Genomic DNA, 19,764 nt, shown 5'->3' on the forward strand with positions numbered 1-19,764 from the left:
GGGTGGGGGTTTGGCAGCAGGAAGGCAGCGATGCACTTATAGTGGCTGCTGATCATTCCGGGCGGGCACCTTTGCCCGTGCAGCCCTTCCCAGACTTCCCAGGAGCATGTTGTGAGCCCATCTTCCACCGAAACCCTCCAACCCACCCGCTTTGGCAGCGGACAGGCCGTTCGCCGCCTGGAGGACGATGCGCTGCTGGCCGGCACCGGCCAGTTCACCGACGACGTGACCCTGCAGGAACAGACGCACCTGTTTTTTGTACGTTCGCCCTATCCCCATGCGCGCATCGTGGCGGTGGACACGTCGGCGGCGCTGGCCATGCCGGGCGTGCTGAAGATCGTCACCGGCGCCGACCTGGTGGCGGCCGGTGTCAAGCCGGTTCCCGGCATCGGCGGGTTCACGCGGGCCGACGGCTCGCCCTGCGCCACGCCGCCACGGCGCGTCCTGGCCCATGAACGTGTGCGTTTTGTCGGTGAAGCCGTCGCCGCCGTGGTGGCCCTGAGCCCGCGCCAGGCGCGCGATGCCGCGGAGGCGGTGATGGTGGACTATGACGAGCTGCCCATGGTGGTGGATGTGAACGACGCCATGGCCAGTGGCGCCCCGGCGCTGTGCCCCGAGGCGCCGGACAACATTGCCGCGGAAACACGCTACGGCGATGTGGGCGCTACCGCGGCCGCCTTTGCCGCTGCCCGCCACGTCGTCAAACTCGACATCGTCAACCAGCGCCTGGCGGCGCTGAGCCTGGAGCCACGATCGGTGCTGGCCGGCTTCGACACGGCGTCGCAGCGCCTGACCATCCGCATGAGCACGCAGATGCCTTCGGGCGTGCGCAACTCGGTCTGCGACGCGCTGGGCATTCCCAAGGAGGCCGTGCGTGTCATCGTCGGCGACGTGGGCGGCGGCTTCGGCATGAAGACGGGCGTGTACCCCGAAGACGTGGCCGTGGCCTATTGCGCGCGCACGCTGCAACGCGCCGTCAAGTGGGTGGCCGACCGCAGCGAGGAGTTTGTCTCCAGCACGCATGGCCGCGACCTGCAAAGCCACGCCGAACTCGCGCTCGACGAGAGCGGCAAAATCCTGGCCCTTCGGCTGGCCTCGCTGGCCAACGTAGGCGCCTACCCGACCGGTGCGGGTGCGGCCATCCAGTTGCTGATCGGCCCCTGGGTGCAAACCAGCGTCTACGATATCCAGACCATCGACTTTCATTTCCGCGCGGTGATGACCAACACCGCGCCGACCAGCGCCTACCGCGGCGCGGGAAGGCCCGAAGCCATCTTCATCATGGAACGGTTGATGGACGAAGCCGCACGCCAGACCGGCATCGACCGCATCGCGCTGCGCCGCCGCAACTTCATCCAGCCGGCGCAGATGCCTTACAAAAATCCGATGGGGCAGGTTTACGACAGCGGCCGTTTTGAGACGGTGATGGACCAGGCGCTGGTGCTGGCCGACTGGCAGGGTTTCGAAGCGCGCGCCGCCGCTTCAAAACAGCGCGGCCTGCTGCGCGGGCTCGGCATTTCGACTTTCCTTGAATGGACGGGCGGCAATGCCCTGGAAGAACGCGTGACCCTCTCGGTACGCGCCGACGATGGCGTGATCGAGGTCTTCTCGGCCGTCAATGCCATGGGGCAGGGCATCCTGACTTCACTGACCCAACTGGTGGTGGATGCCTTCGGCGTGCCGCCCGAGAAAGTCCGCGTTGTGCTGGGCGACACCGACCGCGGCGATGGTTTCGGCAGCGCCGGTTCACGCTCGCTGTTTACCGGCGGTTCGGCCGTGCGCATAGGCGCGGAGCGAACCATTGACAAAGCCCGGCAGCTTGCGGCCAAGGAGTTCGAGGCCGCCGAGCAGGACATCACCTACGCCGAAGGCCGGTTCACCGTGGCGGGCACCGACCTGGCCATCGACCTGTTTGCACTGGCGGCGCGCCAGGACGAACAGCGCATCTTCATGGACTCGACCACCGCCGTCGCCGGGCCGTCCTGGCCCAACGGCTGCCACATCAGCGAAGTCGAAATCGATCCCCTGACCGGCCATGTGGCGGTGGTGGCCTATGCCTCCGTCAACGACGTCGGGCGTGTCGTCAACCCGATGATTGTCCGCGGCCAGCTCGACGGCGGCGCCGTGCAGGGCATAGGCCAGGCCCTGTGTGAACACCTGGTGTATGACCGGGAAACCGGCCAGCCCGTCACCGGCAGCCTGATGGACTACGCCGCGCCGCGCGCCGACAACGCGCCGCCGTTCAAGACCGAAATGGACCAATCCACCCCGTGCCTGAACAACCCGCTGGGCGTCAAGGGCGTGGGTGAGCTCGGCACCATAGGAGCCGGGCCGACGGTCGTCAACGCCGTGGCCGATGCGCTGTCGCGCCACGGCATGGCCGCCCAGGCCAGCCGCCTGCAGATGCCGCTGTCGCCTGCCAGGCTCTGGCACTGGATGCAGGGCTGAGGCCGGTTTTTCGCCGGCTTGAGGATGAAATCGGCCCCCAGCCCTTATGTGGCGGGCGCAACATGCTATCAATAATGTAGCAAATGGCTCCACTCAGACGCGGCCTGCGGCTTCCCGGGCGCGCATCTTGGCGCCTATGTATTCGCCATGCGTGACGTGCAGCAGTCCTGCGATCTTGCTGATCAGGTGGTTCTCGTGCGCGTCGAGGTGAGCGTCCGAATAGGCCACCTGCCACATGTGCTCCACCACGCGGATCTTCTGCGCGTGGGTGAATTGTTCGTTCAGGCTGGAAGTGAAGCGGTGGTAGTCGTAGCTGGTTTTCGCCGTGTCTTCGGCCAGCTCGACCAGCCGGGCCAGCTCGTCGTCGGCGAGCGAAAATTTTCCGCGCAAGGTGTCCAGGACGGTAGCCCTTTCGGCGGCGTTGATGGCCGGGTCTGCGCGCATCACCTCCACCAGCAGCACGGCCGTGGCCAATTGCAGGGCGTGTTCCCTGTCCGCGGGGGACTGCGCTGCGGCAGGCGCGATGAAGGTGTCAAACAGGTCTTTGAGTGTTCTCAGCATGGGGTTCTGCAAGGCTTGCGGCAATAGGTGCAAAGGGATGCACGATGGAGCCGGCACCGGCAGACTGGTTCCCGCAGCGCGAAGCGGCTATGACCGAGCCCGCTCGAAATAGACAAAGGTATTGCGTGGAAAGACGTGCCGGTAGACCGGGCGGGCGAGAACACGTGCCAGATTTTTGAGCTGCAACAGCCCGGAGGCGCCGTTGTAGAGACGGTAAAAACTGGGCTTGACCGGCTGGAGGCCGGCGGCCTTGCCGAAAGCCACCAGCGATTCGTGGCTGAAGGCATTGATGTGCTCGAGCGGTGCAATCGACATCTTGTCCCAGGCGGACAGTGCACCGAAACTTTGGCCGTGCGCTATCTTTTTGAGTGAGGCCACGGCATCGGGCACGCTGATCTTGATGAGCCCGCCTGGTGCCAGTGCGGCCACCAGGCGATCCAGCACGGCGCGGGGTTCGGCCAGGTGTTCGAAGACCTGCTCGGTATGGATGAAGTGAAACGCCCTGTCTGGCAGATCGTCGAGAGGGACAACCTGAATGCCGACCGACCGGCCATGTGCTGCCCGTTCCTGCGACAGCTCCACGCCGGACACGCGGCAGCCATACCCCATGGCCATTTTTGACCAGTGCGCCCAGCCGAAGCCGAAGTCCAGCATGTGCAGCTCCCCTGGCGGCCGGCCCAGATGCTGGATGACGAACTGCACCTGTTCGGCCAGGTAGCGGTATTCCTCCAGGCTGTAGTTGCGGTGCTCGCGCTCGAAGTCGGTGCCCGGTACCCAGCTGTTGTAGATCTCGCCAAGGAAGGCGTCATCCGGAATGTATTTCTGGAAGCTCAGGCCGCAGTGATCGCAGCGCGTCAGCACATAGAGGCAGTCATCCGCGGTGTGCGACGCATTGCCTTCGTAGTGTGTCCTCAGGTAGTTCTGTATGCCTTCGCCCGCATAAGGCTCTTCGTAAACCTGCGTCAGCGATGCCGACAGGCATGCGGGACAGGAGGTTCTGTGCTTCATCACCGGGCTGTGCGGCGTTGGCACAGCCTGCATCGGCGGGGTGTGGCTGGCGCCACTTCTGAAGACGGGACCTGCAGACGGAGCATGGGCAGGATCAAGGTAATTGGCGGTGGTGGTCATGGCGGCGGGTGGGTTAAACCGTGGGTCCTTTCGGGTGCGTCAATCAGGACAACCTTAGCGGCTTGCGGGACTTCCGCCGTAACGTCATGTAAGCCGGGGGTGTGCTGCTTTTTCTCGCCATCGAACCTGCGGCAGGCCGGTCTTCCCAAATGGAAAGCTGGAGGAAAAGGCGGATGGGTTCTTTGCCTGCCGGGCCCATGGCGCGCAGTAACTGTAGCAATTGAGGAGGGGCTCCCCGGACCTTGACGCGCCAAACCGGCAGTCGCACCTGGCACCCTGGCTTGTCCCCGTCCCCTGCGAGGCCTCGCCTGATCCCATCGGGCGGTGTCGGCCTACACGGACGATCTGCCATGATGGTGCACAGTGCTCTGAAAAAGGAGGCTGACTGGGTGTGCGCAAGTGTTTCCTGCGGAGCCGGTCATGAAGGCCTCTGAAGCAGATACCTCAATCAGACGTTTGTCTGCAACACCATTGAATGGAGCGTGTCCTTTCATGAACTGGCTGACCAAACTTCCGGGCACACAGCGCGCCGCCAGTGGACTGGAGTGGAGACTTTGGCGCAAGCTGCCCGTCATCACCCTGGCCGGAACGCTGTTGCCCCTGCTGGTCCTGGGGCTGGTGTACCTGCTCAATGATCCGCAGGCCAGTGCGGCCCACGCCCGCTGGAACCAGATGCTGGGCTACATGGTGCTGGGTGCGATTCTTTTTCACTGGTCCATGGTCGGGACGGTGGCTCTGGGCTGCGTCATCGTGATGATCATGAAAGGCCCCGGCTACGTGGCCGACGGCTATTTCGTATCGCACCGCGACAGGCCGCGCGAAACCATGGAAAGCGACGAGGAAGCCAGGCGCCGCCGGTCACCGTAGTTGACATCAAGCGCGGGTAGCGCCCAGGCCCGCCGGGAGGCCCGGCCGTGAGGCGACAATCAGGGGGTCATGAAAACCATCCTCCCCCTGCAGCTTCTGGTTGCCCCTGACAGGAACGACCCCCGGCCCCTGGTGCTTTATCACGGCCGCAATTGCCCCGACGGTTTTGCCGCTGCGCTGGCAGCCTGGCTTTACTACGGAGACCGTGCCGAGTACCTCGGGCTGGACCATGGCGATATCCGTTCGGTGAATGACCTGCCGGCCCTGGACGGCCGTGCGGTGTACATCCTGGATTTTTCCTTCTCTGCTGACATACTGCGCGGCATTGAAGAGCGCGCCGTCAAGCTCGTGATGCTGGACCACCACAAGAGTGCGGCGGAAAAGCTCACTGGTTTTTCCTGCCGCTGCGGTGTGGTGCATTTCGACATGGACAAGTGCGGTGCCCGGCTGGCCTGGGAGTTCTTTCACCCCGATACGGCGTTGCCGGACCTCGTACGCTACATCGAAGACCGCGACATCTGGGTCTGGCGCTATCCGGAAAGCCCCGGCTTTCTGGCTGCGCTTGACATGGAGCCTGTCAGTTTTTCCCGCTGGGCCGAGATTGCTTCCTTCAGCCCTGAAGAAGTGACGGCCTTCATGGCGCGCGGGCAGGCCATGGACGAAAAGTTCAGCAAGCTCGCCGCAGATATTGCAGAGGGTGCGCAGCCCCTCATCTTCAACGGCCAGCAAGGCCTGATGGTCAATGCGCCCGGTGTGTTCCACAGTCTGGTGGGTGACATGCTTTCCAGGAAAAGCGGCACTTTTGCGCTGATGTGGACAGTGGCTCCAGGCGGTGTTGTCAAGGGGGGCTTGCGTTCCCAGCGCGGCTTTGACTGCATTGCCCTGGCCGAAAGCATGGGCGGCGGCGGCCATGCGCAGGCCTGCGGCTTCAAGATGAGCACCGAGCGCCTGCCCGACCTGCTCAGCGGTGTGTTTGACGCGGCACCGGGGGCACGCCGGCAGGCCGCATAAGCGGACCCGCTGGCCCTCAGACTTTGCGCGCCTTCTGCCAGCGGCCGGCCCACAGCACCAGGGGCTCCATGGCATTGAGCAGTTCTTCGCCCCAGCGCGTGAGCGCATAACCCTCGCCGCTGGCGTGGTCCACCAGGTTCGCCTCCCTGAGTTCAGCCAGGCGGACATTGAGAACGGACGAAGACACCTCGGCGCAGGCTGTCTGCAGTGCGCGGAAATTCACCGGGCCGCTGCGCAGTTCCCACAGGATGCGCATGGTCCAGCGCCGGTGAAAAAGATCAATGGCTGCATTGATGCCGTCCTTGTACGGGTTGGTGCCTGTCCCGGCGCTGCGTGTAACCATCGTGCCTTCCTGTCGCTGTTGATCGGCGTTCGCCTGTTGTCACCTGCATGACTTGAATGCTTTTATTTTAGAAGCAAACAGGGGCAAAAAGGAGCAGAATCAAGTTGCTTCTTTTTTAGAAGCAAGCAATTCACCCTGAAAGGAACCCCTCATGCCAACCACCCGCATCGTCCCCGTGCCCGAGCCCCTCGAACCGCCTCTGGCCGCCCATATGGCGAAGCTGCTGCCCGCAGGCATGCCCGCGCCGCAGCTTTTTCTGAGTGTGGCGCGCAACGCCGGTCTCTTCGGCTTCCTGGTCGACAGCGGCCTGATCGGCCCGACCGGCCTGCTCGACCGGCGCGTGCTGGCGAAGGACCTGCGCGAAACCATCATCCTGCGCACCTGCGTGGCAACGAACAATGACTACGAGTTCAACCTGCATGTGCAAACCATCTCTGCACGCATGGGGCTGAGCCCGGCGCAGATAGCCGACGTGCGTGCGGACCAGCCTTGCGTTGACCATTGGCCGCCGGACCTGCTCGCTGCCATGGCGCTGGTGGATGCCATGGTGCGTCGCCTGCAGCTCAGCGATGAAGAGTTCGCGCAGGTCCGCGCACATTTCAGCGAAGAGGCCTTGATAGAAATGACCCAGCTCACCGGCCTGTACACCGGCGTGGCGATGCTGGTCGCGCTGATCCGTCCGCAAATGGACAGCTATGGCCAGCCGCGCAGGGCGGACACCTGAACTGCCGTGGCGCACGGCTCGGAAGAATTCCAGATGAAATAACCATGCAGCCCTTGTGTTGCCTGCGGAGAATGCTCCTGAAAATATAGCAAATGGTCCCGGCCATGAACGGGCGCGGGAAGCGCATCTGGTCACGATTGCAGTCCTGCGGTAAATACCGGGTAAATCCACGTGATCCTTACACGGCGTTCACAATGCCCCGCCAACAATGGCCTCGCTGAATCAGGCAAGCTTTAAAAAAAAGCAGTGATTCAGAAAGCAGCCCTCCCAGCTGCTTGCCGAATCTGGAACCTGTTCCAGCCACCGCAAGTTGTTCATGGGGTTGCCGGTCATTCATCCGCAAAGCAGGAGAAATTCATGACATCGAAACTGTTAACCACTTCCTTGTTGGCATCGGCCCTGTTCGCCGGCCTGGGCTTCGCCCCGGTCATGGCACAACATGGCACCGGCACCCCGGGCATTGACCAGACGCAGCAGGCCATTGGCGCCCGTATCCAGCAGGGGCTGGCATCGGGTCACATCACGCCCTCCGAGGCCCAGGTGCTCTACCGGCGCGACCACGAGATTGCCATGCGTGAGGCCCAGTTCAAGGCCAACGGCCATGTGAACCCGCAAGAGCGCCAGCAATTGCGCAACGACGTGGCCGCGCTGGACGCCGAGGTCGAGCGCATGATGGCCAACCGCAACTATGTTGCGCAGCCCGCTCATGGTGGAAACGCCTACGGCATCGACCGGATGGAATACCAGATCGGCCAGCGCATTGACCAAGGCATCCGTTCTGGCCACATCACCCACCGCGAGGCTCGCAGGCTGCGCGACCGGGAGCGTGAGATCGAACGCCACGAGATCGCGTTCAGGTCCGACGGCATGGTCAGCCAGCGGGAGCGGCGCCAGCTGCGCAGCGAACTGCTCGCGCTGCGTGACGATGTTGAGCGCATGATGCGCAACGACCGCCGTAACGGCCGCGGATAAGCCGGACCAGCGCTTGCCGTCTCAGAAAAAAGCCAGGCTGCGTGCCTGGCTTTTTGTTTGAGGAGATGTCCAGCGCATCGGGTCGCCTTGCCTCGGGCTCAGGCGATGTATTTCTTCTCGCGCAGCCACCCGGCCAGGCGTTCGGCAAAGACCCGGTAGCCCTCGGTGTTGGCATGCACCTGGTCCGAGCGCAGCTCGGGCCGCGACAAGACGTAGGACCAGCCATCAGAAAACAGCGGAACGCCGGTCTCTGCGGCGACTTCGGCGTAGAGCTCATGGTCTTTCAGCGAGCCGGTGGCCAGCGCCATCAGCACCGGACGGGGCTGGGCGATCAGCACTGTCTGCGTGTTGGCAGACGCCATCTGCACGATCTGTTTCAGCGCGCTTCGTGTGCCCTCCACCGGCATGTTGCGCAGGAAATCATTGCCGCCTATCGATACCAGCACCAGCCCCGGCGCATTGCCCTGCAGCAGCCCGGGCAGCCGGGCCAGCGCACCCGCCGTGGTGTCGCCGTTGATGCCGGCGTTCTGCACCACGTGGCCCGTGAGTTGCTCCAGCACCTGCGGATAGCTGCTTCCCGCTGCCGCGCCCAGGCCAAAGGTCAGTGAATCACCAAGGCAGAGCACGGTGGCTTCTTTGGGCAGGGTCTGTGCGGTGGGTTTGGCCGTTCTGGAGCAGGCCGCGGCCAGCAGCAGCGCAGAGCCGAGGCTGGCAAGCACGAGGCGGCGGCGAAGCGGATGGGGAGGAAAGTTCATGATGCGTCGGGCTGTGAATGACGACGCAACTTTAAGGGATGGCGGGCGCTGCACGGTTTGTATCAATTGCCGCCTGTCTCTGGAGTCGCTCCGCCGGTCGCTGTGGTACGCTGATTTTTGCTGAACCCCGCAGGGTTCGACGGTGTTTCCCCCGGCTCCATACAGGGCCGTTGCAACCAGATTTTTATGCTTGAAAAGGAGTGCCCGGCTGTGAAGCTGTCCTGGATGCTTTCGCGATCCCGCTATTGCCTGATGGCCTGCTGCGGCCTGCCGGTTTTGCTGGCGGGCTGTGCAGCGCCGCTCAAACAGTACCCGCTGCAGGAGCAATTCGGCTCGACCGCCACCTATTCGCGGATGTTTGACGCTCCTGCCGCCAAAACATGCGAAGCCGCACGCCGCGCGCTGCTGAGTCAGGGCTACATCATCAACAGGGCCGCGGAAGATCTGGTGGAAGGCCAGAAAAGCTTCCAGCCCGAACCCGAAGCCCATCTGCAAATGGCGATCCGGGTGGTGTGTGCGTCGGAAAGTATTGACGGGCAGGTCAGCCTGGCGTTTGTCACCGCGCTACAGGACAGCTACACCATCAAGAAGAGCAACAACTCCGCCAGCCTCGGCGTGGGCGCCATCGGTTCTGTCTCGCTGCCCTTCAGCTCGAGCAATGACGCCATGGTCAAGGTAGGCAGCCAGACCATCACGTCCGATGCTTTTTACGATCGCTTCTTCGACCTGGTCAGGCGTTACCTGACCTTGGGTGATGCACCGGACGCGCCTGATGCGCCGCCCCTTGAACCTAAGTAGGCGGTGTTGACGGGTCACCGGATGGCGCGTCCATGGCAAGCGGATCACCTTCGCGCCAGACTCCCGGCGCCAGCGTGTCCAGGCGGCAGAGGCCGATGGCTGCGCGAATCAGGCGCAGGGTGGGAAAGCCCACCGCCGCCGTCATGCGCCGCACCTGCCGGTTGCGCCCTTCGCGAATCACCAGCTCCAGCCAGGCGGTGGGCCTGGCCTGGCGGACCCGAATCGGTGGCTCCCGCTCCCACAGGCCTGGCGGTGGTTCCATCAGCCGGGCCCGGGCCGGGCGCGTGAGGCCGTCCTTGAGCAGCACGCCCTGGCGCAGGGCCTGCAGCGCTGCCTCGCCGGGCACACCTTCCACCTGGGCCCAGTAGCTTTTCTCCATCTTGAAGCGCGGGTCGGCAATGCGCGCCTGCAACTGCCCGTCATTGGTCAGCAGCAGCAGGCCTTCACTGTCCGCATCGAGCCGGCCGGCCGCATAGAAGTCCGGCAGGGTGATGAATTCCCTGAGCCCACGCCAGCGACCTTCGGGGGTGAACTGGCTCAGTACGCCGTAAGGCTTGTTAAAACAGATCAGGCGCGAAGAGAAAGGAGGAGGAAAGTTGTAGGGCGGCAAACATGCCTTTGGTGTCGGCCGGGATTTTCGGCAGTTCCGAAAAAGCAGGACGAATAACTGCACAGGCGAACCCGCCGCATGACAGGGAAATGGTGGAGAGGAGGAGGATCGAACTCCCGACCTCCGCATTGCGAACGCGGCGCTCTCCCAGCTGAGCTACCCCCCCACAGACTCACAATTCTAGCCACATGCGTTCGGGTTATCCAGCGGGTTTCCGGGGAACCAGCCGGCACTGGGTGATTTGGATGCCATTTCGCAGAAGCCGGGTGCGAAGCCGGGCAAAATGCCGCGCTTGACGGCACCAGGCGCTAAACTGGGTTCAGGTGTCGCAGCACGGCAGCAGTTTGAACTTCCGGGCATTTCATGAGGGCATGGTCTCGCTGCATTGAAGGCGGGTCATGAAAAGAAAGAGCGATTTATGCAAGCTAGCTATCCGCGGGTTGCTTTGTCCGGGCCGGCCAGGCTGCCAGGCGCGGCGCAGGCAAACTCCCTGGTGAGGGCCGGCGCATGAACGAAGCACAACAGCTTCGCCTGCTCACAGACGCGCTGCCCCAGATTGTCTGTATCGCGCAAGCCGATGGCGGCCATACCTGGTTCAACCAGCGGTGGTTCGACTATTCGGGCTTGTGCATGGAAGACAGCCTGGGCCATGGCTGGCGCAGTGCCATTCATCCCGACGACAGCTTGCGCGCCTCCAGGGCCTGGGAGCAGGCGTGCACCCGCTGCGAACTCTTCGAAACCGAATACCGGCTGCGCCGGACCGACGGCATGTACCGGTGGATGCTGGGCCGTGCCCTTCCGCAGCGCGACGCGGCGGGCCAGGTTACGCAATGGCTGGGCACCCTGACCGATATCGACGAGCTGAAACAGACGGCGGAGCATCTGGAAAAAGACTTCGCCATGACCAGCATTGCCAGCCGGGTCGCGCACCTCGGCGGCTGGACGATTGAACTGCCCGAGCGCGTGCTGACCTGGTCTGACGAGAACTGCCTGATCCACGATCTGCCGCCGGGCTACAGGCCAACGCTGGAAGAAGGCATCAGCTACTTTTTTTCCGAAGATCGGCCCGCCGTCCAGCGCCTGGTGGACGCTTGCGCGCAGCACGGCACGCCTTACGAATTTGTGCTTCCCAAACGCACGGCCAAGGGCAGGCGCATCTGGGTGCGCTCGGTCGGCGAGGCGGTGCGCGACGCGGAAGGAAAGATTATCCGCCTTCAGGGTGCCTTCCAGGACATCACGGAACAGAAGGAAGCCGAAGCGCACACGCTGGCGCTGGAAGCACAGCTTCGCACTACGCTGGAAAGCATCACTGACGGCTTCTGTCTGGTCGACAGGGAATGGAGGCTCACCTTTGTGAACGGCCCGGCAGAGCGCATGCTCCGGCGCCGCCGCGAAGACGTGCTGGGGAAAAATATCTGGGAGGAGTTCCCTGAAACGTTGGGCTCGCCCATGGAACGCGAATACCGCACGGCCGTGCAGGAAAAACGCACCACGCACTTCGAGACTTTTTATCCGCCGCTCGATCTCTGGTTCGAGATTCGCGCCTACCCCACGGAAGCGGGGCTCGCCGTTTATTTCCAGGACATCACCCAGAGGCGCGCGGAACAGGCGCAGCTGCACCTGCTGGAGAAAGCGGTCTCCCGCCTGAACGACATGGTGGTGATCACGGAGGTCGCACCCGTCGATGAGTCGGGGCCGCGCATTGTTTTTGTGAACGATGCCTTCGAGCGCCAGACCGGCTACAGCCGGGAGGAGGTCATCGGAAGCACGCCCGGGATGTTCTGGGGACCCCACACCCAGCAGGTGGAACTGGACCGTATTCGCGCCGCCATGGAAAAGTGGCAAACCGTGCGCACGGAACTGGTCATGTACACCAAGGCCGGCAAAGAGCTCTGGCTGGAAATCGATATTGCACCCATCGCCGGCGAGTCCGGCCGGTTCACCCATTGGGTGGGGGTGGAACGCGACATCACCGAGCGCAAGCAACAGCAGCAGGAAATTCTCAGCCTCAACGGTGAACTTGAAAAGCGGGTGCTGCTGCGTACCACCCAGCTGGCCACGGCGAACAAGGAGCTTGAGTCTTTTGCCTATTCCGTCTCGCACGACCTGCGCTCGCCTTTGAACACCATCCACGGCTTCAGCAAGTTGCTGGCGAAAATCGATGCAGAGAACATCAGCGACAAGGGCAAGCATTACCTCGCCCGCATCGGGGCCGGCGTCGAGCAGATGGGCGAGCTGATCGAGGGCCTGCTGACCCTGGCCCACATGTCCCGCGAGCAGCTCAAGTCAGAACCTGTGGACCTGTCGGCCCTGGCCCGCCTGATCGAACGCGACCACCGCGAGCGGGAGCCGCAGCGCCAGGTGCAGGTCTTGATTCAGGACGGCATGGGTGCGCACGGCGATCCGCGCCTGCTTTTGGCCGTGCTGCAAAACCTGCTGGCCAACGCCTGGAAATTCACCGCCAAAAAACCGCAGGCCTGCATTGAAATGGGCAACGGGCTGGGTAGCGATGGCGTGCCCTTCTTTTTTGTCAGGGACAACGGGGCCGGATTTGACATGGCCTTCACCCACAAGCTGTTCGGCACATTCGAGCGCCTGCACTCCCCCGGCGATTTTGCCGGTACCGGCATTGGCCTGGCCACGGTGAAGCGCATCATCGAGCGGCATGGCGGCCGGGTCTGGGCTGAAAGCAAGGTCAACGAAGGGGCGACCTTCTATTTCACCTTGAGCCGGCAGGCGGAATGGGCGATCTGACGTTGCCGCCTGCGGGTATTCGGAAAAAGAAGATACAAATTCATGCAATAAAATAGTTGCATGAATTTCCTGGTGTGTGAACAATAAATGCAACAAGGAGATTGCATATGACTTCATCCACCGACCGTATTGAAAGAAGTGTTTTGATCCAGGCACCGCTTTCGCGTGTCTGGCAGGCCCTGTCCAGCGCCGAGGAGTTTGGCAACTGGTTCGGCGTGGCGCTCAAGGGCAAAAGCTTTGTGACCGGCCAGCGTGTGCAGGGCAACATCACCATCGCCGGCTACGAACATGTGGTGTTTGACGTGCTGGTCGAACGCATGGAGCCGCAAAAGCTGTTTTCCTTCAGCTGGCACCCCTACGCTGTTGACCCCGCCATCGACTATTCGAAAGAGCCAACCACCCTGGTGGTGTTTGAGCTGAAAGAGGCCAGCGACGGCACGCTGCTCAGCGTCGTCGAGTCCGGTTTTGACAAGATCCCGGCCGGGCGCCGCGCCGAGGCCTTCCGCATGAACAGCGGCGGCTGGGAAGGACAGATGAAGAACATCGAGAAACATGTCACCGCGCGCTGACGCGGCTCCGTCCGCGGCACCCCGGCTCGGCATGGCCTCTGTGTTTGCGGCACTCGGCGACGAGACGCGCCTGCGCCTGGTGGCTGTGCTGTGCGTCGGCGGCGCCGTGTCGATTGCGCAGCTCACCGCCACCACCGACGTCACGCGCCAGGCGGTCACCCGGCACCTGCAGGTGCTGGCCGATGCGGGCCTGGTGCGCGACGTCAAGGTGGGGCGCGAACGCCTGTGGCAGTTCGAACCGTCTCAGCTGGACGAGGCACGGCGCGCGCTGGCATTGATCGCCCAGCAGTGGGACGACGCGCTGGGCCGCTTGAAGCGGACCCTGGAGGGCTGAGGCCCGGGCTGGACAGCCGGCCTTGCGTCACAAAGTTGCTATCTGTTTGATAGCTGGCAGTGCGCGCCAGATAAGGGCTGGCGCCGACTTTTCCTTGTAAAAAGTGCGCTCAGGCCGCTTTGGCGCGCCGCTGGCTGAATGCCGAGCTGCGCTTGGCCTTGACGGTCGTGACGTCGTCGCCGGCGATCTTGCTGGCGAGTTCAGCGGTTTTCTGCTCGACCTGTGCTGCCAGCTTGCTCAGCACCAGCGCGCCGGGTGCGGTGGCCTGGGCCAGCGCCGTCAGCGTGTTCACACCGGTTTTTTCTTCGAACAGGGCGGCATTGGCAGCGGCGCGGTCCACACCGGTTTCCAGCACTTTCACCAGCTGGCTCACCACTTGCTGGGCACCGCTGGTGGTCAGGCTCAAGCCCTTGCTGTAATAGGCGCTGAAGGCCAGCTGGGCGGCTGTTGCGTTCTTGGCGGTTTCTGCTGTCAGCTCCGAGCGCGACGCTTTCAGTGCACTGTTCCAGCGCTCCTCAAGCACGCTGACCACACGCTCGCCGCCGGCGCGGTAGGCGTCAATCATGTTTTTGGCGGTGTTGCCGTAAGACTCGATCAGCTCGCTGGCAACGGTGGAGAGGTTTTTGGCGGTCATGGTGTTTCCTTGGTGTGGGAGTTCAGTGATGTGTCTGATCATCAGGGTTTCCACTAGTGTTTGCGACCTAAAAGGCTAGGGGGAGGTGTCCAATTCGGTCATCCACCTGCGGGTGCCTGAGGCGCTATGGTTTCAGGAGCTGCTTGCGCCCGTGTCTATTGGGCTAGAGGCACTTTTTGCCTGTAACTTTCTGCAGCTGAACAGCCCCGCCGCGGCCCTGTTTTGCGGCCACCGCCGGCCTGTTTGCCCGCCTCAGGCCGCCAGAAACAGCGCCGGGTCCACCATCGCGCGGTTCAGCATCACGCCCCAGTGCAGGTGCGGGCCGGTCACGCGGCCGGTGGCGCCTACCGCGCCCAGGCGTTCGCCGGTTTTCAGCACGTCGCCTGTTTGGGCATCGATGGCGCTCAGGTGGCAGTACATGCTCAGCAGCCCGCCACCGTGGTCGAGCCAGACCGTCTGGCCATTGAAGAAATAGTCGCCCGTGTCGATCACCCGGCCCGGCAGCGGTGCCGCTACCTTCGTGCCCGTGCCGGCCGCGATGTCCATGCCGCTGTGCGGGTTGCGTGCCTGCCCGTTGAACACGCGCCGCAGCCCGAAAGAGCTGGAGCGCCGCCCCGGCACCGGCACCTGCATGCGCAGCGACGGCAGGTGCGGCCAGGGCTCGCTGAAAGTGGCCATCACGGTTTCCAGGTGCGCACGCTCGCCTTCGTAACGCGCCTGGTCTTCAGGCGACAGGTCCACCGTGCGCGGCGCCACCGTCAGGCGCTGCTCGCTGTAGCGTTTGGCCTCGATGAGGTAGGCCAGTTGCCGCTCGCCGCCTTCAGGCGCCTGCACGGTGATGGCGGCCTCGCCGGGCTCCGCCGACAGGGGAATGCCCACCAGTGCCGTCCACCCGACCACATCACCCAACACCAGCAAAGGCACGTGGCCCTGACGCGCCACCGGCCGCACGGTCGAAGGGCCCAGCGACAGCCGGGCAATGCCGCCCGGCACCTGCAGGGCTTTCGGCCAGACGCCGGAGGGTGCCGGCGTGGCCGCCTGGCCGGCAACTGGAAGGGCCAGCAAGCCCAGGCCACCCAGCAGGGCCGAGCGGCGGGTCAGAAGGGAGGCGGGGGGAATGAGGCCGGCGGGCATGTGGCTGATTATTTGTCGGCTTCCCAGGTGATCTTGCCGTCGCGCAGATAGTCATCAAACTGGGTGATGGGAATGGCCGCCACCGCGGCCACGCCGTCACCCGCGTCCCAGCTCAAGGTGGCACTGTCAGGCTCCAGCCCGACTTCCACACGCCCCCGGGGGATTTCAATCGGTACACCGTCACCCGGTGTGAAGGTCACGTCACCTGTAACTGTGGCGAATCGGGGCATGGCAATCTCCTTGGTGGTTTGAACGGCCGTGTTCGGCTGCTTGGCCCATTAAGCATGAACCCTTCGCCGCCGCATGTCAGCAAAAAGCGCGTTTTGACTTCCGGGGGCTTTTTTCTGGCGGCTTTTGAGAGCGCGTTGAAATGGAAGTGACGCGCAACTCAGCCGCAGGCGGCCCCCGCTGCACGCGTGAAGGTCTGCCCTTGTGCCAGCGCCATGTTGCCCTGTGCCGAGGTGATGCGCAAAGCGTCGTCACTGGCTTGCAGCACCAGTTCACCGTGTCTGCCCGCAGGTGTGCGCAGTTCGGTGCCGCTGATCGTGCCGGCCAGTTCACGCGTGCGCTCGCGCCAGGCCAGCGTGCCCTCAAAGGCCTGGTACTTCTGCGTCAGCTTGATGCTGGCGCCGCGTAGCAGGCCGGCCGCGCACCACAGCCCTTCCACCCGCGCGGGCACCGTCCACAAGTGCACCTTGCTCGACTTCTCGCGCCCCACTGCCTTGTTAGGCACAGGCACAACGCTTGTGCGGTCAGGTGCCCAGTCACCCATGTCCCAGTCATGCGAAACAATGCGTGTGCCCGGTTTGAGTGCGAGGAGGGAAGGACGCAACTGCAGGTTCACTTCCTGCAGCAAATACATCGTGACCACGGTGGCCGACGTCAGGTCGGTCTTGAACAGGTCTTCAACCCGAAATTCCACCTTGTCTGCCACGCCGGCGTTGCGTGCATTGACCTGGCTTCTCTTCACGAGGGTCGGGTCAATTTCCACACCCAGGCCGGTGGCCTCAAAGCGCTTGGCCGCCAGGATCACGATACGCCCGTCGCCAGAGCCGAGGTCAATCACGTGGTCGCCGCGCTTCACACCTGCGGCAGTCAACATCTCGAGCGTGACGTTGTCGGGGGAGGTGATGAAAGGGACTTCTTCGAGGGGTTGGGCGTGGGCGGCGGTTGACGCGCAGAGGGCGGCAGCGGCCAGCAGTGATGGCATGGACAGTGTTTGAAAGCGAGAGTGATTCAGCATTGTTGGGCTACTTGGTTGCATGGATATTGTTCGGTCGACATGTCACATCTCCTCCGATAACCGCCAGACCAGTAAAAAGAGTAGTTAGTTTGAAGGAGATCGGAAACCCTAGGATGGAAACATTTCGTTGCAGTTGAATGGGTTCGCTTATAGACTGCTTCTCACTAGGGAGAGTTGCATATGCCATCTGATTCAGCGCGATTGCGAGCAGATCTACTCGCCTGCTTTCCGAGCTTAGTAATTGATAGCGTTGCCAAGGAGTCTGGGCAACGGGTGGTGTATTTCGCCCACTTTGACGACGCACTGATTCCCTCAGACGTACTTCCGGAATCAGAGTTTCTTCATGATTGGTGCAAATGGGGAAGAGTTGTTGTCAAAGTGGTATCGGACGCTGGCGTGAAGTTTAGAAGAATTACGGTACCGACGCGATTTATTGATCAGATGTACGGGAACTACATTGACCGTCAAAAAGCCTTTTGCGTCGACGCCTTTATGGATTTAATTTCTCCAGAAGAAGAGGTATGTATAAGCTTGGCAGTCACCTCCTCAATGATTGAGGATGAGACCTTTCGAACAAAACTTCTTACTTGGATAACCAGCTACCCAAATGTCGTGGAGCTGTATCTCATTTACTCCGCACCCAGAGACACAAAGCAAATTCGGGATAGAAAATTCCTTGTCGCCTGTCATCGATTGGGGCAAGAGATGAGCGGGATTGGATTGGATCTCACTTGGGGTCATCAAAATACAGAGGCAATGTTATCTACCGCTCAGGGTGACATCGGTGTAACTATGGGCAGTTTTGAAAATACTCGAATATTTTCTATCGATAAGTTTTTGGTTACCACAGAAGACCGTCGCGGTCCAAAAGCGCGAATCTATCTGCCGGGCTTGTTGAATTGGGTGCAGTTTGACCAAGCGAAGGAAATAAGAAGCCAGATGCCGAAAGTATGGGAGGAAAGGCCTGAGATGGCGGCTAGATCGGCTAATGAAGCGACCGCACGGGATGCCGGGATAGACAGCAATGGAGCTAAACGCGGATTGATTTTTGCTAGGGCGTCCACGTCACGGGGTTTCTCCCTAAGCTGGTCGTATAGAAGAACATCTGGTCTTCCAAAGCCGCCTTCGTATTCAACTATGCATTTGTATCGATTTTTGTTGGTTCTTTTTAGAAATTCGACGAAGCTAAAAACGAGCTGAGCCTCAGAGAAAAAGGAAGAATCGCTGTTTTCTTTCATGGGCTATTACGTGCTACGGGTCTCAGCATTCATTTGTTATTACTTACCCCAAGAGTCTTTCATACCGGTGACCCGGTTGAATACTGCTTTACCCGCAGCGTGATCCTTCAAGTCAGTGACAAAGTACCCATGCCGCTCAAACTGGAAGCGTTGCCCAGCTTCAACCTTCGCCAGTGAAGGCTCCACATAAGCCGTCACCACCGTCAGGCTGTTCGGGTTCAGGTTCTCCAGAAAGTCCTTGCCTTCGCCTTCAGGGTGCGCCTCGACAAACAGCCGGTCATACAGCCGCACCTCGGCCTGCACGGCGTCGTTGACGCCGACCCAGGTGATGACGCCCTTGACCTTGACCGAGTCCGAGCCGGGCGTGCCGCTCTTGGTGTCGGGGATCAGTGTGGCGAGCACTTCAGTGACTTTGCCGTTCGCGTCTTTGGTGGCGCCTGTGCATTCGATGACGTGGCCGTATTTCAGGCGCACCTTGTTGCCCGGGAACAAACGGAAGAAACCTTTGGGGGGCGTTTCTTCGTAGTCGGTGCGTTCAATCCACACCTCCTTGCCAATCTTGAAGCTGCGCTTGCCCTGCTCGGGGTGGTGCGGGTGCACGGGGGCGCTGCATTCGTCCAGCTTGCCGGCGCCCATGACTTCGTCCCAGTTGGTGAGTACCAGCTTGACGGGGTCGAGCACGGCCATGGCGCGCGGGGCAATCGGGTCCAGCGTGTCGCGCAGCGCGCCTTCGAGCGTGCTGTAGTCAATCCAGCTGTCGCTTTTGGTGACGCCTATGCGCTCGGCAAACAGGTGCAAGGCCTCCGGCGTGTAGCCGCGGCGGCGCAGGCCGACGATGGTGGGCATGCGGGGGTCGTCCCAGCCGGAGACCTTGTGGTCGTACACCAATTGCGCCAGCTTGCGTTTGCTGGTCAGCACATAGGTGACGTTGAGCCGGGCAAATTCATACTGGCGCGGGTGCGGCGTGGCAATCAGGCCGCCTTCGGCGAGGCGGTCGAGCAGCCAGTCGTAAAACGGGCGCTGGTCTTCAAACTCCAGCGTGCAGAAGCTGTGGGTGATCTGCTCGAGCGCGTCTTCAATCGGGTGGGCAAAGGTGTACATCGGGTAGATGCACCATTTGTCGCCGGTGTTGTGATGGGTGGCGCGGCGGATGCGGTAGATGGCCGGGTCGCGCAGGTTGATGTTGGGCGAGGCCATGTCGATCTTTGCGCGCAGCACCATGGCGCCGTCGGCGTGCCGGTGGTCGCGCATTTCGCGAAAACGCGCCAGGTTTTCGGCCGGCGTGCGGCTGCGGAAGGGGCTGTTGACGCCAGGGTGGCCGAAGTCGCCGCGGTTGTGGCGCATTTCGTCGGCGGTCTGCTCGTCCACATAGGCGTTGCCGGACTCGATCAGGTATTCGGCCGCGCGGTACATGAAGTCAAAGTAGTCGCTGGCCTGGTAAAGGTTGTTTTCCTTGCCGCTGGGGCCCTTGTTTTCCCAGTTGTAACCCAGCCATTTCACGGTGTCGATGATGGCGTTGACGTATTCGGTGTCTTCTTTTTCAGGGTTGGTGTCGTCAAAACGAAGGTGGCAGATGCCGCCGTAGTCGCGCGCCAGGCCGAAATTGAGGCAAATGCTTTTGGCGTGGCCGATGTGCAGGTA

At 62.3% G+C, this 19,764-nt stretch carries 20 protein-coding genes and 1 tRNA gene; 10 read left to right on the forward strand and 11 right to left on the reverse strand.

All coding sequences use genetic code 11. The features are described from left to right. Window positions 1-111: 111 nt before the first annotated feature. Window positions 112-2,448, forward strand: a complete 2,337-nt coding sequence (locus WA904_RS20070) for a xanthine dehydrogenase family protein molybdopterin-binding subunit (RefSeq protein ID WP_425198895.1) — start codon at window positions 112-114, stop codon at window positions 2,446-2,448. 93 nt (window positions 2,449-2,541) lie between these two features. Here the strand turns inward: WA904_RS20070 and WA904_RS20075 are convergent, their stop codons facing one another. Both WA904_RS20075 and WA904_RS20080 read right to left on the reverse strand, forming a co-directional pair. Next, the gene (locus WA904_RS20075; RefSeq protein ID WP_425198896.1) at window positions 2,542-3,009 is read right to left on the reverse strand and encodes a TerB family tellurite resistance protein; all 468 of its coding nucleotides are present in this window, start codon (window positions 3,007-3,009) and stop codon (window positions 2,542-2,544) included. 87 nt (window positions 3,010-3,096) lie between these two features. After that, entirely contained in the window at window positions 3,097-4,017 is a 921-nt protein-coding gene (locus WA904_RS20080) for a class I SAM-dependent methyltransferase (protein WP_425198897.1), read from the reverse strand. 612 nt (window positions 4,018-4,629) lie between these two features. Between WA904_RS20080 and WA904_RS20085 the strand changes: the two genes are divergently transcribed. After that, entirely contained in the window at window positions 4,630-5,004 is a 375-nt protein-coding gene (locus WA904_RS20085; protein ID WP_425198898.1) for a hypothetical protein, read from the forward strand. Between the two features lie 69 nt (window positions 5,005-5,073). Further along, window positions 5,074-6,015, forward strand: a complete 942-nt coding sequence (locus tag WA904_RS20090; RefSeq protein WP_425198899.1) for a DHH family phosphoesterase — start codon at window positions 5,074-5,076, stop codon at window positions 6,013-6,015. Window positions 6,016-6,031: 16 nt separating this feature from the next. Here WA904_RS20090 and WA904_RS20095 read toward each other — a convergent pair whose 3' ends face one another. Further along, a complete protein-coding gene (locus WA904_RS20095) occupies window positions 6,032-6,358 on the reverse strand; it encodes a winged helix-turn-helix transcriptional regulator (RefSeq protein ID WP_425198900.1) in 327 nt (108 codons plus the stop codon). 151 nt (window positions 6,359-6,509) lie between these two features. Here WA904_RS20095 and WA904_RS20100 point away from each other — a divergent pair, with 151 nt between their 5' ends. Together WA904_RS20100 and WA904_RS20105 are read left to right on the forward strand one after the other, a co-directional pair. Next, window positions 6,510-7,082, forward strand: a complete 573-nt coding sequence (locus WA904_RS20100; protein ID WP_425198901.1) for a carboxymuconolactone decarboxylase family protein — start codon at window positions 6,510-6,512, stop codon at window positions 7,080-7,082. A gap of 357 nt (window positions 7,083-7,439) precedes the next feature. Continuing rightward, complete coding sequence (locus tag WA904_RS20105; RefSeq protein ID WP_425198902.1) at window positions 7,440-8,054, forward strand: hypothetical protein; 615 nt, start codon at window positions 7,440-7,442, stop codon at window positions 8,052-8,054. Window positions 8,055-8,152: 98 nt separating this feature from the next. Here the strand turns inward: WA904_RS20105 and WA904_RS20110 are convergent, their stop codons facing one another. Beyond that, the gene (locus WA904_RS20110; RefSeq protein ID WP_425198903.1) at window positions 8,153-8,809 is read right to left on the reverse strand and encodes a GDSL-type esterase/lipase family protein; all 657 of its coding nucleotides are present in this window, start codon (window positions 8,807-8,809) and stop codon (window positions 8,153-8,155) included. Between the two features lie 225 nt (window positions 8,810-9,034). Here WA904_RS20110 and WA904_RS20115 point away from each other — a divergent pair, with 225 nt between their 5' ends. After that, a complete protein-coding gene (locus WA904_RS20115; RefSeq protein WP_425198904.1) occupies window positions 9,035-9,607 on the forward strand; it encodes a DUF2242 domain-containing protein in 573 nt (190 codons plus the stop codon). On the opposite strand, the gene WA904_RS20120 is transcribed toward WA904_RS20115, so the two are convergent. Together WA904_RS20120 and WA904_RS20125 are read right to left on the reverse strand one after the other, a co-directional pair. Next, window positions 9,600-10,217: a pseudouridine synthase gene (locus WA904_RS20120; protein ID WP_425198905.1), complete on the reverse strand. Its 618-nt coding sequence runs from the start codon at window positions 10,215-10,217 to the stop codon at window positions 9,600-9,602. The genes WA904_RS20115 and WA904_RS20120 overlap by 8 nt on opposite strands. Before the next feature lie 90 nt (window positions 10,218-10,307). After that, a tRNA-Ala gene (locus WA904_RS20125) sits at window positions 10,308-10,383 on the reverse strand. A gap of 341 nt (window positions 10,384-10,724) precedes the next feature. Here WA904_RS20125 and WA904_RS20130 point away from each other — a divergent pair. The 3 genes from WA904_RS20130 to WA904_RS20140 all read left to right on the forward strand — a co-directional run bounded on the left by WA904_RS20130 (window position 10,725) and on the right by WA904_RS20140 (window position 13,874). Continuing rightward, the gene (locus WA904_RS20130; protein WP_425198906.1) at window positions 10,725-12,971 is read left to right on the forward strand and encodes a PAS domain-containing sensor histidine kinase; all 2,247 of its coding nucleotides are present in this window, start codon (window positions 10,725-10,727) and stop codon (window positions 12,969-12,971) included. 107 nt (window positions 12,972-13,078) lie between these two features. Continuing rightward, window positions 13,079-13,540: an SRPBCC family protein gene (locus WA904_RS20135; protein WP_425198907.1), complete on the forward strand. Its 462-nt coding sequence runs from the start codon at window positions 13,079-13,081 to the stop codon at window positions 13,538-13,540. Next, window positions 13,524-13,874 carry an ArsR/SmtB family transcription factor gene (locus WA904_RS20140; protein WP_425198908.1) on the forward strand — a complete coding sequence of 117 codons (351 nt, stop codon included), beginning with the start codon at window positions 13,524-13,526 and terminating at the stop codon, window positions 13,872-13,874. Before WA904_RS20135 ends, WA904_RS20140 begins: the two co-directional genes overlap by 17 nt. A gap of 109 nt (window positions 13,875-13,983) precedes the next feature. Here the strand turns inward: WA904_RS20140 and WA904_RS20145 are convergent, their stop codons facing one another. The 4 genes from WA904_RS20145 to WA904_RS20160 form a co-directional block, all read right to left on the reverse strand. Next, complete coding sequence (locus tag WA904_RS20145; RefSeq protein ID WP_425198909.1) at window positions 13,984-14,508, reverse strand: hypothetical protein; 525 nt, start codon at window positions 14,506-14,508, stop codon at window positions 13,984-13,986. 252 nt (window positions 14,509-14,760) lie between these two features. After that, on the reverse strand, window positions 14,761-15,642 hold the full coding sequence (locus WA904_RS20150) for a peptidoglycan DD-metalloendopeptidase family protein (protein WP_425198910.1): 882 nt from the start codon (window positions 15,640-15,642) through the stop codon (window positions 14,761-14,763). Between the two features lie 8 nt (window positions 15,643-15,650). Then, on the reverse strand, window positions 15,651-15,872 hold the full coding sequence (locus WA904_RS20155; RefSeq protein ID WP_425198911.1) for a hypothetical protein: 222 nt from the start codon (window positions 15,870-15,872) through the stop codon (window positions 15,651-15,653). Window positions 15,873-16,030: 158 nt separating this feature from the next. After that, window positions 16,031-16,852 carry an SAM-dependent methyltransferase gene (locus WA904_RS20160; protein WP_425198912.1) on the reverse strand — a complete coding sequence of 274 codons (822 nt, stop codon included), beginning with the start codon at window positions 16,850-16,852 and terminating at the stop codon, window positions 16,031-16,033. A 213-nt stretch (window positions 16,853-17,065) separates the two neighbouring features. Between WA904_RS20160 and WA904_RS20165 the strand changes: the two genes are divergently transcribed. Further along, window positions 17,066-18,085 carry a hypothetical protein gene (locus WA904_RS20165; protein ID WP_425198913.1) on the forward strand — a complete coding sequence of 340 codons (1,020 nt, stop codon included), beginning with the start codon at window positions 17,066-17,068 and terminating at the stop codon, window positions 18,083-18,085. A gap of 77 nt (window positions 18,086-18,162) precedes the next feature. Here WA904_RS20165 and WA904_RS20170 read toward each other — a convergent pair. Then, a partial coding sequence (locus tag WA904_RS20170; RefSeq protein WP_425198914.1) for a glutamine--tRNA ligase/YqeY domain fusion protein occupies window positions 18,163-19,764 on the reverse strand: 1,602 nt, incomplete at its 5' end.

The organism is Polaromonas sp., assembly GCF_049790275.1.
Classification (GTDB): domain Bacteria; phylum Pseudomonadota; class Gammaproteobacteria; order Burkholderiales; family Burkholderiaceae_C; genus Polaromonas.